This window comes from Leisingera sp. ABM4_060, from assembly GCF_056158765.1.
The window spans coordinates 1,681,275-1,696,702 of the sequence record NZ_JBSWTX010000001.1 but is presented as its reverse complement, the minus strand read 5'-3'; the positions used below and the strand labels follow the sequence as shown (position 1 = coordinate 1,696,702).

The following is a 15,428-nucleotide window of genomic DNA, read 5'->3' as shown; positions in this document are numbered from 1 at the left end:
ATAGGACAGGAATAAGCCCTTTGCGGGAAGGGCGGGTAACACAGGCGGTATGAGCATGACGTTGAATCTTTCGATGCCCGGGCAGGAAGAATTGAAGCCGAAGATCACGGTGTTTGGTGTCGGCGGGGCCGGCGGCAACGCCGTCAACAACATGATCGAAAAGGAATTGGACGGCGTTGAATTCGTCGTGGCCAATACCGACGCGCAGGCGCTGCAGCAAAGCGCGGCCAAGAGCCGTATCCAGCTGGGTGTGAAAGTCACCGAAGGCCTGGGCGCAGGCGCCCGCCCGCAGGTGGGCTCGGCCGCGGCTGAGGAAAGCATCGAACAGATCGTCGATCACCTGGCCGGCGCGCATATGTGCTTTATCACCGCGGGCATGGGCGGCGGCACCGGCACCGGTGCGGCGCCGATCATCGCGCAGGCCGCGCGCGAGCTGGGCGTGCTGACCGTTGGCGTTGTCACCAAGCCGTTCCAGTTCGAAGGGCTGAAGCGGATGCGCCAGGCCGAGGCAGGCGTCGAAAGCCTGCAGCGCGTGGTCGACACGCTGATCATCATTCCGAACCAGAACCTGTTCCGTCTTGCCAATGAGAAGACCACCTTTACCGAGGCGTTCTCGATGGCGGACGACGTGCTGTACCAGGGTGTCAAAGGCGTGACCGACCTGATGGTGCGCCCGGGCCTGATCAACCTCGACTTTGCCGACGTCCGCGCCGTGATGGACGAGATGGGCAAGGCGATGATGGGCACCGGCGAGGGCGAGGGCGAGGACCGCGCGGTGCAGGCCGCCGAGAAGGCGATTGCCAACCCGCTCCTGGACGAAATCAGCCTCAAGGGCGCCAAGGGCGTGCTGATCAACATCACCGGCAGCCACAACCTGACCCTGTTCGAGCTGGACGAGGCCGCCAACCGCATCCGCGAGGAAGTGGATCCGGACGCCAATATCATCGTCGGTTCGACCCTGGATACCGGCATGGAAGGCAAGATGCGGGTGTCCGTCGTGGCCACCGGCATCGATGCAACCGACGTGAACACCGAAATGCCGGTGCCGCGCCGTCCGATGTCGGCGCCGCTGCGCCAGACCGTGACTGTCGAGGAAACCCGCGCCGCCACGCCGCTGGAGCTGGAAACCCCGGTTGAAGCGCCCGCCGCAGCAGTTGAGGCCGCACCGGCCCCGGCAGCCGAGGTCGCAGAGACCGCGCCCGCGCTGGAAGAGCCGTCGCTGTTTGCCGAGATGAACACCGAGCAGGCCGCCGCGCAGGAGCAGGCTGAGGACATCTTTGAAGCGGTTGAGCCGATGGGCGACGACGGCCTGCCGCCGCCCGCCTACCAGCCGCAGGTGCCGGAATTCCGCCCGCAGGCAGATGCGGTGGATGCGCAGCCGGAGGCCTCCTTTGTGGCGCCCAAGGCACCCGCACCCGGCACCCCGTCGCCGCAGGCGCTGGAACGTCTGCAGGCCGCAGCCCAGCGTGTGCAGGCACCGCAGGCTCAGCAGCCGCGCCCGGCAGCCGCGGCCCCTGCCGCACCGGCACCGCAACAGCAGCAGCAGGCCCAGCAGCCCGAAGGCCAGCGCCGTTTCGGCCTCAATTCGCTGATCCACCGGATGACTGGCAGCAATGAAGCCCCGGCCGCCAAACAGCCGCCGCAGGCGGTGCGCCAGCAGCCCGCGATGCAGGCGCCGGCCCCGGCTGCCCAGCCGCAGCAGGCCCAGGCACAGCAGGCGGATCCCGACCAGGAGCGCATCGAAATCCCCGCTTTCCTGCGCCGCCAGGCGAATTGAGGGTTCACAAAACCGATTGGAAAGGCCGCCTTCGGGCGGCTTTTTCTTTTTGAAAACCATGGATTTAGGCAGTTCTGAGCGGTGTTTTGCCTATCTGTTACAGCCATGTTTCAATCCGTTACAAAGATTGAGTTGTGCCTGAATTCGCAAAACCTTAACTCTCATCCGCAACACGGCCCCTGAGGCCGGAAACAGTGAAACGAGGCGCAACGTGCAGAATACGCTCAAGGCATCGGTGGCATTCGAAGGGGTCGGCCTGCATTCCGGCAAGCCCGCACGCATGGTTCTGATCCCGGCTCCGGCGGGGCACGGCATCGTCTTCAAGCGCACCGATATCGCATTGGGCAACACTGTGCTTCCCGCCCGCTGGGACCTGGTCGAGCGCAGCCCGCTGTGCACCCGCCTGGTCAACGAAGCCGGTGTCAGCGTCTCTACCATCGAACATATCATGGCGGCCCTGGCAGGCTGCGGCGTGCACAATGCGCTGATCGAGATCGACGGGCCGGAAGTGCCGATCGCTGACGGCTCCTCGGCGCCGTTTGTGCGCGGCATCATGAAGTACGGTGTGCAGCGCCAGGGTGCTCCGATCACGGCTTTTGAAGTGCTGAAGCCGGTGACGGTGGAACGGGACGGCGCCCGCGCCACCCTGCTGCCGTCCGACCGGCTGACCATCGAATTCCACATCGACTTTGCCGAGGCCGCCATCGGCCGTCAGAGCAAGGTCCTGGACATGCGCAACGGCACCTTTGCGCGTGAGCTGTGCGACAGCCGCACCTTCTGCCGCCAGGCGGATGTTGAAACCATGCAGGCCAATGGCCTCGCTCTCGGCGGTGTGCCGGGCGAGAACGCGATCGTGTTCGACGGAGAGCGGGTCGAAAGCGGCGCAGGGCTGCGCCACATGGATGAGCCTGTACGCCACAAGATGCTGGATGCGCTTGGTGATCTGGCGCTGGCCGGGGGGCCGGTCTTGGGGCGTTACGTTGGCGAGCGCGCGGGGCACGCGCTGACCAACACCTTGCTGCGTGCCTTGTTTGCAGAGCCGGGTGCGGTCCGGGCCGTCGCCTGCGATGCAGCGATGACCGCACGGCTGCCGGGACAGGGGCTGATCTGGTCGGAAATCCCGGCCGAGCAGCGCCGCGTGGCATAAGGCAGAGACCATAGAACGAGCGGACAGACTGGCCCGGGACCTTTGTGTCCCGGGTCTTTTCCTGTGTGCCCCTCCGGCAGGGGGCGGCTGGCCTTGACCAGCCCGATCTTTCTCTGCCATGTGAACGCGGAAGTGGCAAAAGGCGTTTTGCGCCCCAATTGAATATGCTAGAGACGGCATAACCGGGGCGCACACCCGTAAGGCAATGACGGTGAGGTTAGGCACTATGAACGGCATCAGGGCAGGAGCCAAAACCCTCGGCGCAATCCTTCTGATGGCGGCCCTTGCGGGCTGCGGCGGGGATGGCGGCGCCGTCAAGCGGGGCGAGTCGCTGGAAGCTTTCTCTCCGGAACAGATCTATGAGCGCGGCGAGTTCGAACTGGCCAACAGCCGCCCCAAGGACGCGGCCTATTATTTCGCCGAGATCGAGCGCCTCTACCCCTATTCCGAATGGGCCAAGCAGGCAGTGATCATGCAGGCCTTTGCCCATCATGGCACCAAGGATTACGAGAACAGCCGCGCCGCTGCGCAGCGGTTCATCGACTTCTACCCGGCGGATGAGGATGCGGCCTATGCCCAGTATCTGCTGGCGCTGAGCTATTACGACCAGATCGACGAAGTGGGCCGCGACCAGGGGCTGACCTTCCAGGCGCTGCAGGCGCTGCGCACGGTGATCGAGGTCTATCCGGACAGCGAATATGCCAATTCGGCGATCCTGAAATTCGACCTGGCCTTCGACCATCTGGCGGGCAAGGAGATGGAAATCGGCCGGTATTACCTGCGCCGCGGCCATTATCCCTCGGCGATCAACCGCTTCCGGGTGGTGGTGGAAGAATTCCAGACCACCAGCCACACCGCCGAGGCGCTGCACCGCCTGGTCGAGGCCTATCTGTCGCTGGGCCTGACCGGCGAAGCGCAGACCGCCGCTGCGATCCTGGGCCACAACTTCCAATCCACCGAATGGTATGAGGACAGCTACCGGCTGCTGACCGCCAATGGGCTGAAGCCCAAGGACCGCGGCAACAACTGGCTGAGCCAGATCTACCGGCAGACGGTCAAGGGGCAGTGGCTGTAACGGCGCTGCGGCACGGGAGCAGGGTAATGGAACTGGGCGATGCTGCGCGCGCTTGATATCCGGGACATCCTGATCATTGATCACCTGGAGCTGAATTTTCAGCCCGGGCTCAATGTGCTGACCGGCGAGACCGGGGCGGGCAAGTCGATCCTGCTGGACTCCCTGGGCTTTGTGCTGGGCTGGCGGGGCCGTGCCGAGCTGGTGCGCCAGGGCGCCAAACAGGGCGAGGTGCTGGCGGAGTTCGAACTGGGCGAGGGCCATCCCGCCCATGCGATCCTCGAGGAAGCCGGGCTGCCGGGCGGCGATGAGCTGATCTTGCGCCGGGTGAACACTGCCGAAGGACGTAAGACGGCTTGGGTCAACGACCGGCGCTGCTCGGGCGAGGTCTTGCGGGCATTGTCGGAGACCCTGGTAGAACTGCATGGCCAGCATGACGACCGCGGTTTGCTGAACCCGCGCGGCCATATGGCGCTGCTGGATCAATATGCGGATGTGCAGGGCTTGCTGGGTGACGTGCGCGGCGGCTGGGCTGCGGCTGCCAAGGCACGCAAGACGGTGGAGGCCACCCGGGCGGCGCTGGAGGCTGTGCGGGCGGAGGAGGAGTTTCTGCGCCACGCGGTGGGCGAGCTGGACAAGCTGGACCCGCAGCAGGGCGAGGATGAGGCGCTGGACACCCGCCGCCGCCAGATGCAGGCGGCGGAACGCATCCGCGGCGACATCGCCCGCGCCCATGCGCTGCTGAGCGAAGGCGCCGAGGGCGCCATGGGCGAGGCGCAGCGCTGGCTTGAGGGTGTTGCGGGCCAGGAAGACGATACCGGGCTGGAGGAACCGCTGGCCGCGCTGTCCCGCGCGATGATCGAGCTGGGCGACGCTCAGGACGGGGTCGAGCGGGTGCTGGGCGCGCTGGAGTTCAACCCGGGCGAGCTGGAAGACTGCGAAGAGCGGCTGTTTGCGATCCGGGGCCTGGCGCGCAAACACGATGTGCAGCCGGATGAGCTGGGGGAATACGCCGGGACCCTGCGCGCCAAGCTGGCGGCGCTGGATGCGGGCGACCAGAACCTGGCGGACCAGGAAGCAGCGCTGAAGGCGGCGGAGGCGGGGTATATGCAGGCCGCCAAGCAGCTGGGCGCGGTGCGCCGCCAGGCAGCGGCTGCGCTGGACAAGGCGGTGATGGCAGAGCTGGCGCCGCTGAAGATGGAGCGCGCGGTGTTTGAAACCCGCATCACCACTGCTGAACCGGGGCCTGAGGGCATGGATGCGGTGGCCTTTACCGTCGCCACCAACCCGGGCGCGCCGGCCGGTGCTTTGAACAAGATCGCCTCGGGCGGCGAGCTGAGCCGGTTTCTGCTGGCGCTGAAGGTCTGCCTGCGCGGCGAAGACGTCAGCAAGACATTGATTTTCGACGAGATCGACCGCGGTGTCGGCGGCGCTACGGCGGATGCGGTGGGCCGCCGCTTGCGCAGCCTTGCGGGCAGCGGCCAGGTGCTGGTGGTGACCCATTCGCCGCAGGTGGCAGCGCTTGGCGGCCATCATTGGCAGGTGCGCAAGCAGGTGGTCGACGGCATGACCCTGTCGCAGGTGGTGCCGCTGGCCGAGGGCGAGCGGGTGGATGAGCTTGCCCGGATGGTGTCAGGTGATACCATCACCGACGAGGCCCGTGCAGCGGCCCGTGCCTTGCTGGCCGGCTAGCCTGCTTAAAAACGGACCCGGAATCCGGGCCCGGGTGAGGGTTCCTTAACTGGCTTTATGGCAGCTTTACGCCATTGAAAACAAACGACCCGCTGGCAGGCTATGGTAGAAGAAATCCGTTCGTCCCTTTCCGCAATGCTTGTCCAGTGGCTGGCGGGCCTGAAGGATGTCTGGCGGGTGCTGCGCCACCGCGGGCCCAGCCAGTTCCAATTCTGGCTGATCGCCCTGGCCATCGGCATTGCTGCAGGTTTTGCCGCGCTGTTCTTCCGCAAGGGCATCACCGCGCTGCAGGGCTGGATCTATGGCGCGCCGGATGTGCACTACCTGCATTCCTTTGCCCAAGGCCTGCCCTGGTACACGCTGGTGGCCATCGCCGCCGGCGGCGGGCTGGTGGTGGGGCTGATCCTGGACCGCTTTACCCCCGATGGACGGGTGCGCTCGGTCGCTGATGTGATCGAGGGTGCCGCGCTGAACAACGGACGGGTCGAGCATAAGGAGGGGCTGGCCTCGGCGCTGGCGTCTTTCATCACGCTGTCGACCGGCGGCTCGACGGGGCGGGAGGGGCCGGTGGTGCATATGGCCGGCGTGATCTCCACCTGGGTGAGCAACCGGATCAATGCCGACGGCATCACCGGGCGCGACCTGTTGGGCTGTGCGGTGGCAGCAGGGGTCTCGGCCAGCTTCAACGCGCCGATTGCGGGCGCGCTGTTTGCGATGGAGGTGGTGCTGCGGCATTTCTCGGTCAATGCCTTTGCGCCGATTGTGGTGGCCTCGGTGGCGGGCACCGTGATCAACCGGCTGGAATACGGCGATGTCACCGAATTCACCCTGAACACGCCCGGCGCGCTGCAATTCTATGTGGAACTGCCTGCCTTCCTGATCCTCGGGCTGATCTGCGGCCTGGTGGCGGTGGCGCTGATGAAGGCGATCTTTTTCGCCGACAAGGTGGGCAACACGGTGCAGCAGCGCCTGCATCTGCCACGCTGGCTGCGCCCGGCGGTGTCCGGCGCCATGCTGGGTGTGATTGCGGTCTGGTATCCGCATATCATCGGCGTCGGCTATGAAACCACGGTGCTGGCGCTCACTGGCGGGCTGCTCTTGGGGCAGGCGGTGGTCTTTACCGCGGTCAAGACCGCGGCTGTCGCCATCACCATGGGCGGGCGCATGGGCGGCGGCGTGTTCTCGCCCTCGCTGATGGTCGGGGCGCTGACCGGGCTGGCGTTCGGCCTGATTGCCACCGCGGTGCTGCCGGATGTGTCCGGCACCCATACGCTTTATGCTTTTGCCGGCATGGGCGCTGTGGCCGCCGCAGTTCTGGGCGCGCCGATTTCCACCACGCTGATTGTGTTCGAACTGACCGGCGACTGGCAGATCGGCCTTGCGGTGATGGTGTCGGTGTCGATGTCCACCGCGCTGGCCTCGCGGCTGGTGGACCGGTCGTTCTTCCTCACCCAGCTGGAAAAGCGCAATATCCACTGTGCTGCCGGCCCCCAGGCCTATCTGCTGTCCTTGATCCGGGCAGGCGCTGTGATGCGGCCGATGGGCGACAGCCGCTGCGCCACGCTGGAGGAATGCCGCGCGTTGCACGGTGAGGGACTGTGCATCCGCGCCTCCGCCTCGCTGGAGGCGGCGATGCCGGTGTTTGAACGCGCGGATGTGCCCTATCTGCCCGTGATGATGGAGGAGGGCGGCACCGAGGAAATCATCGGCGCGCTGTATCACGTGGATGCGCTGAAGGCCTATAACCGGGCGCTGGCCGCCACCGCAGCAGAGGAACACCGCTGAACCCGGCGGCGGCAAATTACCGCCGAAGGGGGAAAATTCAGGAAATCTCCCCTGACCTGTGAGAAATCCGCTACAGGTGCCGGAGTGCGGTAAAGAGATTATTAAGAATTTAGTTGCCCTGCAGTAACGGCTGTCTCAACACTATGTGAGCGACATAGCAAGACTTACTCACTTCGGTTGGAAAATCATGCGCAATTTCGAAATCGGCCCAAAAGAGGCTGGTACGAACATGAAGGCGGACGAGCGGGCAAACGAGCGGGCGGCACTGGAAGCGGCGATCAACTACGCGATCCAATGCGCCCGGGAAACGGATGTATTGGGCGCAGGCGATGCGCTGGAGGAAGCCAGGCTGAACCTCAGCCGCGCAGTGCTTACCTGATCCGGTCTCTTACCCCAGGACGATGGCTGGCATCCGGTTGAGGTGCCTGGCGGGCATTCTATGCCTGCTGCCCGATCCGGTGCTGCCGGACCCCGGGCTGCTGTCACCCTGAAACGCAAGACACCGGCGCCCAAGCGCCGGTGCCTGTTCAGTCCGGGTCCTTAGCTTTCATCTGACGCCGCGCCGGCAGTGCAAGCGGTCAGACCTGTTCCACCTTCACGGAATCGCTCAGCACAAAGGCCAGATGGCCTTTGATTTTGGCCACTGCCTCGATCGGGTCCTCATAGCTCCAGGCGGCGTTTTCGGTCACCGAGGATTTGTTGGCGATCGAATAATAGCTGGCGTCGCCCTTGTGCGGGCAATGGGTGGTCTTGCCGGTCTTGTCGAAGAAAGCCATTGCCAGGTCTTCGCGCGGGAAATAGATGACCGGATCCAGATCGCCCTCCGACAGCTCCAGTGCATTGGAGGTTTCCCCCAATACGGCGCCGCCGGAGCGGACAGTCCAGGTGCCTTCGGCCTTGCGGATACGGATAGTGGTCATGCGTGTTTTCCCATTCTCTTCGGTCTTGTCGTCTTTTGCTCAGTCTATGTAACAGCCTAGGTAACAAAGGCGTGTCATAACGGGGCGGTTGCGGCATCAAGCCACGCCTTTGCGGCGGGGCTGAGCTGCGCTGCGGTCTTTTCGGCCACCTCTTGGTGGTAGGCGTTCAGCCAGTCCCTTTCGCAGGGCGTCAGCATTGCCACGTTTACCAGCCGCCGGTCAATGGGGGCAAAGGTCAGCGTGCGCCAGCAGAGCATGTCGCGCTCCGGGTCGCTGGCCGCCAGCGCCGGGGCTTCTTCCACGACGATCAGGTTCTCGATGCGGATGCCAAAGGCGCCCTCGCGGTAGTAGCCGGGCTCATTCGACAGGATCATGCCGGGCTCAAACGGCACATGGCTGGTGCGGGCCAGGCGCTGCGGGCCTTCATGCACACTCAGGTAGGCGCCGACGCCATGGCCAAGCCCGTGATTGAAGTCCTGGCCCGCAAGCCACAGCGGCATCCGGCCGATCGCCTCGATGTCGCGGCCTGCCAGCCCTTTGGGCCAGCGCAGGCGGGACATGGCAATCATGCCCTGCAGCACCCGGGTGTAGGCGTCGCGTTCCTCAGCGCCCGGCGTGCCGATGGCGATGGTGCGGGTGATGTCGGTGGTGCCGTCCAGATACTGGCCGCCGCTGTCCAGCACCAGCAGGTGGCCGTCCTCCAGCCTGGTGTCGGTCTCCTCGGTCACCCGGTAGTGCATGACGGCGCCGTTCTCGCCGGTGCCTGCGATGGTTTCAAAGCTGATGTCGCGCAGCGCCGGGTCCTGGCGGCGGAACTCTTCAAGCTTTTTAACCACATCTATCTCGGTGAGGGTGCCGGGCGCCTGGGCATCGAGCCAGGCCAAGAGTTCGATCACTGCGGCGCCATCGCGCAGATGCGCTGCGGCGCTGCCTGCGATCTCAGCCGCGTTCTTGCGCGCCTTGGGCAGGGCGCAGGGGTCGCCCGCGGGCACAAGCCGGTCCCCCAGCGCATCGGCCACGATTTGCGGCACGGTGCCATTGTCGGCAGCCACAGAACCGTTGAGGGCGGCGGCGGCCTGCAGAAAGCCTTCAGGCGCGTGCAGCGTGACCGAGGGGCCGAAATGGCCCTCAAGCCCTGCGCGTTTCTCTGCCGCCATGAACAGATCCACCCGGGCGTCCTCATGCAGGATGGCAAATCCATGCGCCACCGGGTTGCGCGCCACGTCGCCGCCGCGGATGTTGAGCAGCCACATGATGCTGTCAGGCAGGGTGATGACGGCCGCCGCCTGGCCTGCCTCCTGCAGGTCCTTGGCGAGGCGGGTGCATTTGTCCGCGGCGCTTTCGCCAGCATATTCAATGGGGTGGGCGGCCACTGGCTGCATCGGCGGTGGCGGCTGATCTGCCCAGATCCGGTCCACCAGGTTTTCGCATTGCACCAGGGTGATGCCGCTACCCTTCAATTCGCGGGTGAGCGCGGTGATCTGACCTGCGGCATGCAGCCAGGGATCGAATCCCACCTTGCCGCCTTGCGGCAGCTGTTCCTTCAGCCAGCCCGCCAGCTGCACCTCGGGCCAGGGAACGGGCGTGTAATCAGATGCCACCTGCCGTTTCACCTGGGTGCGGTAGCGGCCGTCGATGAAGACGCCGGCGATGTCCTTGAGCACGGCGCAAAAGCCGGCCGAGCCGGTAAAGCCGGTGAGCCAGCCCAGGCGCTCGTCGCGCGGCGCCACATATTCGCCCTGATGCGCGTCGGCGCGCGGCACCAGGAAGCCGTCGAGGCTCTCGGCAGCCAGTTCCTTGCGCAGCGCGGCCAGCCGCGGCGGGCCTTGCTCCGGGCGCGCGGTCACGTCGAAGGTTTGATACATGAGGCAACTCTCCTGCTTGACGGGCGGGGCGGCTGGGGGCGGCGGCCCCGGGCGGCGGCAAAGAAAAGGCGCGGAAAGCTCCGCGCGCCCCTTCTTGTCCCAAATCGCCCCGCGGCTGGCAAGCCCGGCGGCCGGAGAAAGGTAAAGACCTCGCGGCACGAAGGCAAAGGGAGGACGGCAGCAGAGGGGGGGCGGGCTCCCGCCCAGGCTTGGGGCATCAAAGATGCCCGGCGCCCGGTTGGGCCCAGCACCGGAGGCCCTGGCCTCCGGTGCCGCCGCGCGCGTCAGCGCGCGGCCATGCCCAAGGCTGCGGGCGGCATCTTTGATGCAGGCCGAAGGCGCGGGAGCGCCCCTTGGCCCAGGTTCGGCCTGCTGGCGTCAGCCGGCGCGTTTTATGCCCATGACACGGGCGCGGGCGCGCGGGTCGCTGTCAAACAGGGCGGCCAGCTGTTCGGTCATTGCGCCGGCCAGCTGCTCCACATCGGTGATCGTCACCGCGCGCTGGTAGTAGCGGGTGACGTTGTGGCCGATGCCAATGGCCAAAAGCTCCACCTGCTTCTTCTTCTCCACCATCGCAATCACGTCGCGCAGGTGTTTCTCCAGATAGTTCGCCGGGTTCACCGAGAGTGTCGAATTATCCACCGGCGCACCATCGGAGATCACCATCAGGATCTTGCGCGCCTCCTGCCGGTGCACCATGCGGCGGTGCGCCCATTCCAGCGCCTCGCCGTCGATGTTTTCCTTCAAGAGCCCCTCTTTCATCATCAGGCCCAGATTGGCGCGGGTGCGGCGCATCGGGGCATCGGCGCCCTTGTAGATGATGTGGCGCAGATCATTCAGGCGGCCGGGCTGCTGCGGGCGGCCCTCGTTCAGCCAGGCCTCGCGCGCCATACCGCCCTTCCAGGCGCGGGTGGTGAAGCCGAGGATTTCGACCTTCACGTTGCAGCGCTCCAGGGTGCGGGCAAGAACGTCGGCGCAGATCGCCGCGATGGAGATCGGGCGGCCGCGCATCGAGCCCGAGTTGTCCAAGAGCAGTGTCACCACGGTGTCGCGGAATTCGGTGTCTTTTTCGACCTTGAACGACAAGGGCGTGGTCGGATTGGCCACCACCCGCGCCAGGCGGCCTGCATCTAGGATGCCTTCCTCGCGGTCAAACTCCCAGGAGCGGTTCTGCTGCGCCTGCAGACGGCGCTGCAGCTTGTTCGCCAGTCGCGAAACCGCGCCTTTCAGCGGCTCCAGCTGCTGGTCGAGATAGGCGCGCAGACGCTCCAGTTCGGCGGGCTCCGCCAGATCCTCGGCGTTGATTTCCTCGTCATGGGTGTCCAGGAACACCTTGTAATCCGGGTCGGCATCCGAGACCGGCGGCGGCGCGGGCGGCTCCAGCGGCGCCTCGCCGTCGGGCATCTCCACATCCTCGGCCAGCTCCTCGTCAGCCATCTCATCCATCGAGACCTGGGCCTGGCTCTCGTCCTGCTGCTGCTCCTGGCTCTGCTCGGGGGAGGCGTCGGCCTGTTCCTCTTCCGAGTCGTCCTGGCCGGTGCTGTCCGGGTCCTGCTGCTCCTCGGCGTTGTCCTCGGCTTCGTCGTTTGCGTCGTCGTCCAGCTCGTCCGGGTCATCGCCCAGCTGGTCGCCGTAGCCAAGGTCGGAGATCACCTGCCGCGCCAGCTTGGCGAATGCGGCCTGGTCGGCAATGGTTTCGTCCAGGTTTTCCAGCGTGCCGCCGGCCTGGGATTCGATGAAGCCGCGCCACAGCTCCATGATGTTGCCGGCACCCTCGGGCAGCTCGCGCCCGGTGGCCAGATGGCGCACCAGAAAACCCGCGGCAGCGGCCAGCGGCGCCTCGGAGGAGGACTTCATCTGGTCATAGCCGCGGCGGATCGACTCGTTGCGGATCTTGACGTCGATGTTCGATGCAGTGCCGGGCATGTGGCGTGCGCCCATCGCCTCGCAGCGGGCAGTTTCCATCGCCTCATAGAGGTCGCGGGCCATTTCACCCTGCGGCACATACTTTGCGTGGGTGGCGTCGTCGTGGAACTTGTGGCGCAGCGCCAGCGCGTCCGCGGTGCCGCGGGCCAGCAGCACTTCCTCGCGGGTCATCCGGCGGGAGACTTGCGGCAGCCGCATGGTGTCGCCCGACAGGCCCGAGGGATCGACCGTGTAGCTGACCGACAGCTCCGGGTCGTCGGCCATCACCTTGGTGGCCTCAGTCAGGGCCTTCTTGAACGGATCGGCTGGGTTGTCGTTTGGCTTTTTCATGGTCGCACCTTATCCGCTTGTCAGCATCGCCTTAGCCTCCGGTAAAGTCCAGTGGGCGGGCTGCGGTTAGGGCAGCGCCCGTCCCGGCGGGGCAGGAAGCGAAGCGCCCGCCCCGTGGGGGGCGGGTCGGGCGCTGCCCGGCCTTTCGGCCGGGCGGCACGTCAAAATCAGCCCAGCGAAACGCTGGCGGCGCTTTCCGGCAGCTCTTCGTCAAAGCAGCGCTGGTAGAACTCGGCCACGGTCTGGCGCTCCAGCTCGTCGCATTTGTTCAGGAACGACAGGCGGAAGGCATAGCCCACGTTGCGGAAGATCTCGGCGTTCTGGGCCCAGTTGATCACGGTCCGCGGCGACATCACGGTCGACAGATCGCCGTTCATGAAGGCGGTGCGGGTGAGGTCGGCAACGGTGACCATCTGGCTGATGGTCTTGCGGCCTGCCTCGGTGTTGTAATGCGGCGCCTTCGACAGGATGATCGCTGCTTCGGCGTCGTGGCTCAGGTAGTTCAGGGTCGAGACCAGCGACCAGCGGTCCATCTGGGCCTGGTTGATCTGCTGGGTGCCGTGATAGAGGCCGGTGGTGTCGCCCAGGCCAACGGTGTTGGCGGTGGCAAACAGGCGGAAGAACGGGTTCGGAGTGATGATCTCGTTCTGGTCCAAGAGGGTCAGCTTGCCGTCGTGTTCAAGAACACGCTGGATCACAAACATCACGTCGGCGCGGCCCGCGTCGTATTCGTCGAACACGATCGCAACCGGGTTGCGCAAGGCCCAGGGCAGAATGCCCTCGTGGAATTCAGTCACCTGCTTGCCGTCGCGCAGCTTGATCGCGTCCTTGCCGATCAGGTCGATCCGGGAGATGTGGCTGTCGAGGTTCACACGCACGGAGGGCCAGTTCAGGCGGGCGGCGACCTGTTCGATATGGGTCGATTTACCGGTGCCGTGGTAGCCTTGGATCATCACGCGGCGGTTGTGGCTGAAACCTGCCAGGATGGCCAATGTGGTTTCCGGGTCGAACTTGTAGGTCGGGTCCATTGCCGGCACCCGGTCGGAGCCCTCGGCAAAGCCCTTGACCGTCATGTCGGTGTCGATCCCGAACACATCGCGCACCGAAACCGCCTCGGTCGGTTTCGCATTCATGTCCACAAAGCCGTCGGTCATCCCAGTCGATCCTTATCCCGTTTCCCTGCGTTCAGGGTCCAATCCGCGCGATTGGTGCCCGATCTGGCGTCCGCGTGCAAGGGAAAGTCGCGCCTCAATCCAGCTGAAGATGCGATTGAACCGGAACTGGACAGGCGGCGGGGGGCTGGCAACGAAACTGCGCCCCCGGCCGGGCAGCAGGGGGCGCGTATCGCCGGCTCTTGTCAAGCTTCGGGGGGGTAGGCTGCGGCCGGCTCATAACTGCCTAGCCGGCGGCGGCAGGCTGCGTCAAAGCAGAATGTTCGGAAATGTAAATTTTCGGCAAAAGACCGCCCATGGCCGCGGCGGCCGGGTCGGCAATGCAGCAGCGGGGGCAAGCGGCATCAGGCCGCCAGCGCGGCCGCACCGAACTCCAGCCCGGTGAGCATGGTGATCTCCCGGCGCATATTCTGTGGCAGGTTTTCGGGCTTGGCGTAGGCCAGGCAGATCTTGTCAAAGGCGCGGAAGCGGATCGGCATCGCGCCGGCCACCTCGGCCGCGTCGAACAACTGGCTGGCGCGGGCCCGGGCAATGGTGTCCTGCAAGGCCGCTTCAGGGCCTTCGAGGATGAAATGCACAAGATCCCCGTCGCGGATCATCAAGCCGGTGACACCGCCGCTGCGGCACTGCGGCCGGGTCTGGCTGATGAATTTGCCAATGTCCTGGTGCGAGAGGCCGGCGGCGGGGGTGGCGGCGAGGATGAGGCGGTTCATGATCTGTCTCCTTTGCAGGGCGGGCGGCGGCTGTGAGCGTGAACAGTTTCGATAAGTTCAATCTACACGGGTTCCGCGCTTCCGGCTTGCCTGCAAAAGGATAGGAATGGCTCCGCAGCCGGGGCAAAGGCGCAGGCGGCTATCCCAAAGGATAGACCGCTGGCTGTCCGGGGCAGCCGGCCGGCTGCCGGCAGCGCGGGCGTCAGGCGCCGGCCGCCGGGGCGGAGTGGCGGTCCGGGCTTGCGGCAAGCTCCGCGCCCAGCCCGTGCAGCAGGGCGCGGACCGCGTCCTCCGCCTGAGCGCGGGACTTCTTGCTGCGCAACTTGCGGGCCAGTGCCGAGCCGCGGGCGGCGGCCTCCTGCACCAGCAGCAGCAGGGCTATTTCGCGCAGGTGGTGCAGCACCTGTTCCGCATCGTCCCCGGGCGGCAGGCCCTGCAGCAGATCGGGTGCGGCGCATTCCGCGAGAATCTCCTTGAGGGCAGGCCCGTGTTTCGAGGCCTCGGCCCGGGCGATGCAGACCTCGCTCATGGCGGCCATTTCCGCCAGAAAGCTGGTGGCCGGAAGGCGGGCGGATTGCTGCGAATAGCCAGCCTGCCGCGCAACCTGGATCTCCTGCGCGGCCGGGTCGAAAGACAGCACAAGCCCGTCAAGCGCCACTTCGGCCGCGGCCGGCAGCCCTGCGGCGCCGCGCAGGCACAGCGCTTCGGCAAACAGCACTAGCTGCACCAGCCCCTCCGGCGGCACATCGCAGGAAATACGTTCGATGCCGCTGCGGCCGGCAGGTTTGAGTTTGAGCGCGAGACGGGCACTGCCGTCCTCCCGCGCCTCCATCGAAAAGATCTTGGCTGGCATGGCGCGAGTTAGCTGCAAACCGCAGGCGCCTGCAAGCGGATGGCGGCGGCCGCTGCAGGGCTGGGCGGCTCTGTGCCGGTGCCGGTCGGAGAGAGGCCTGTTTCCGGCTGGCGCAGAACCCCGGGCAGAAGGCTGGCAGGCCGCCCCGGTCTCTGCTGTGAGTGAATTGGCTCAGC

The 15,428-nt window shown here is 65.9% G+C and carries 12 protein-coding genes; 6 read left to right on the top strand and 6 right to left on the bottom strand.

Going from position 1 to position 15,428, the window contains the following annotated elements; all coding sequences use genetic code 11:
* Positions 1-55 precede the first annotated feature (55 nt).
* The 6 genes from ftsZ to ACXAEH_RS08370 all read left to right on the top strand — a co-directional run bounded on the left by ftsZ (position 56) and on the right by ACXAEH_RS08370 (position 7,852).
* Positions 56-1,777 carry a cell division protein FtsZ gene (ftsZ, locus tag ACXAEH_RS08395; RefSeq protein ID WP_475032006.1) on the top strand — a complete coding sequence of 574 codons (1,722 nt, stop codon included), beginning with the start codon at positions 56-58 and terminating at the stop codon, positions 1,775-1,777.
* Positions 1,778-1,988: 211 nt separating this feature from the next.
* Complete coding sequence (lpxC, locus tag ACXAEH_RS08390) at positions 1,989-2,924, top strand: UDP-3-O-acyl-N-acetylglucosamine deacetylase (RefSeq protein WP_475032005.1); 936 nt, start codon at positions 1,989-1,991, stop codon at positions 2,922-2,924.
* Between the two features lie 226 nt (positions 2,925-3,150).
* Entirely contained in the window at positions 3,151-3,999 is an 849-nt protein-coding gene (locus ACXAEH_RS08385; protein WP_475032004.1) for an outer membrane protein assembly factor BamD, read from the top strand.
* 39 nt (positions 4,000-4,038) lie between these two features.
* Positions 4,039-5,688, top strand: coding sequence for a DNA repair protein RecN (gene recN / locus ACXAEH_RS08380; RefSeq protein ID WP_475032003.1), 1,650 nt, complete (start codon positions 4,039-4,041; stop codon positions 5,686-5,688).
* A 102-nt stretch (positions 5,689-5,790) separates the two neighbouring features.
* Positions 5,791-7,473 (top strand): chloride channel protein, encoded by a 1,683-nt coding sequence (locus ACXAEH_RS08375; protein ID WP_475032002.1) that lies wholly within the window; start codon positions 5,791-5,793, stop codon positions 7,471-7,473.
* 187 nt (positions 7,474-7,660) lie between these two features.
* Positions 7,661-7,852, top strand: coding sequence for a hypothetical protein (locus ACXAEH_RS08370; protein WP_475032001.1), 192 nt, complete (start codon positions 7,661-7,663; stop codon positions 7,850-7,852).
* A gap of 199 nt (positions 7,853-8,051) precedes the next feature.
* Here the strand turns inward: ACXAEH_RS08370 and ACXAEH_RS08365 are convergent, their stop codons facing one another.
* The 6 genes from ACXAEH_RS08365 to ACXAEH_RS08340 form a co-directional block, all read right to left on the bottom strand.
* Positions 8,052-8,393, bottom strand: coding sequence for a DUF427 domain-containing protein (locus ACXAEH_RS08365; protein ID WP_475032000.1), 342 nt, complete (start codon positions 8,391-8,393; stop codon positions 8,052-8,054).
* Positions 8,394-8,467: 74 nt separating this feature from the next.
* Positions 8,468-10,258 (bottom strand): aminopeptidase P family protein, encoded by a 1,791-nt coding sequence (locus ACXAEH_RS08360; RefSeq protein ID WP_475031999.1) that lies wholly within the window; start codon positions 10,256-10,258, stop codon positions 8,468-8,470.
* A 378-nt stretch (positions 10,259-10,636) separates the two neighbouring features.
* Positions 10,637-12,514, bottom strand: coding sequence for a cobaltochelatase subunit CobT (cobT, locus tag ACXAEH_RS08355; protein WP_475031998.1), 1,878 nt, complete (start codon positions 12,512-12,514; stop codon positions 10,637-10,639).
* Between the two features lie 167 nt (positions 12,515-12,681).
* On the bottom strand, positions 12,682-13,668 hold the full coding sequence (gene cobS, locus ACXAEH_RS08350) for a cobaltochelatase subunit CobS (protein ID WP_475031997.1): 987 nt from the start codon (positions 13,666-13,668) through the stop codon (positions 12,682-12,684).
* A gap of 362 nt (positions 13,669-14,030) precedes the next feature.
* Positions 14,031-14,399 carry a BLUF domain-containing protein gene (locus ACXAEH_RS08345; RefSeq protein WP_475031996.1) on the bottom strand — a complete coding sequence of 123 codons (369 nt, stop codon included), beginning with the start codon at positions 14,397-14,399 and terminating at the stop codon, positions 14,031-14,033.
* A gap of 202 nt (positions 14,400-14,601) precedes the next feature.
* Positions 14,602-15,252 (bottom strand): hypothetical protein, encoded by a 651-nt coding sequence (locus ACXAEH_RS08340; protein ID WP_475031995.1) that lies wholly within the window; start codon positions 15,250-15,252, stop codon positions 14,602-14,604.
* Positions 15,253-15,428: the final 176 nt, after the last annotated feature.

Excerpts from the sequence above, each read along its gene's own strand:
- ftsZ (WP_475032006.1), top strand. The coding sequence starts at position 56 with ATGACGTTGAATCTTTCGATGCCCGGGCAGGAAGAATTGAAGCCGAAG.
- ACXAEH_RS08385 (WP_475032004.1), top strand. The coding sequence starts at position 3,151 with ATGAACGGCATCAGGGCAGGAGCCAAAACCCTCGGCGCAATCCTTCTG.
- recN (WP_475032003.1), top strand. The coding sequence starts at position 4,039 with ATGCTGCGCGCGCTTGATATCCGGGACATCCTGATCATTGATCACCTG.
- ACXAEH_RS08375 (WP_475032002.1), top strand. The coding sequence starts at position 5,791 with ATGGTAGAAGAAATCCGTTCGTCCCTTTCCGCAATGCTTGTCCAGTGG.
- ACXAEH_RS08370 (WP_475032001.1), top strand. The coding sequence starts at position 7,661 with ATGCGCAATTTCGAAATCGGCCCAAAAGAGGCTGGTACGAACATGAAG.
- ACXAEH_RS08365 (WP_475032000.1), bottom strand. The coding sequence starts at position 8,393 with ATGACCACTATCCGTATCCGCAAGGCCGAAGGCACCTGGACTGTCCGC.
- ACXAEH_RS08360 (WP_475031999.1), bottom strand. The coding sequence starts at position 10,258 with ATGTATCAAACCTTCGACGTGACCGCGCGCCCGGAGCAAGGCCCGCCG.
- cobT (WP_475031998.1), bottom strand. The coding sequence starts at position 12,514 with ATGAAAAAGCCAAACGACAACCCAGCCGATCCGTTCAAGAAGGCCCTG.
- cobS (WP_475031997.1), bottom strand. The coding sequence starts at position 13,668 with ATGACCGACGGCTTTGTGGACATGAATGCGAAACCGACCGAGGCGGTT.
- ACXAEH_RS08345 (WP_475031996.1), bottom strand. The coding sequence starts at position 14,399 with ATGAACCGCCTCATCCTCGCCGCCACCCCCGCCGCCGGCCTCTCGCAC.
- ACXAEH_RS08340 (WP_475031995.1), bottom strand. The coding sequence starts at position 15,252 with ATGCCAGCCAAGATCTTTTCGATGGAGGCGCGGGAGGACGGCAGTGCC.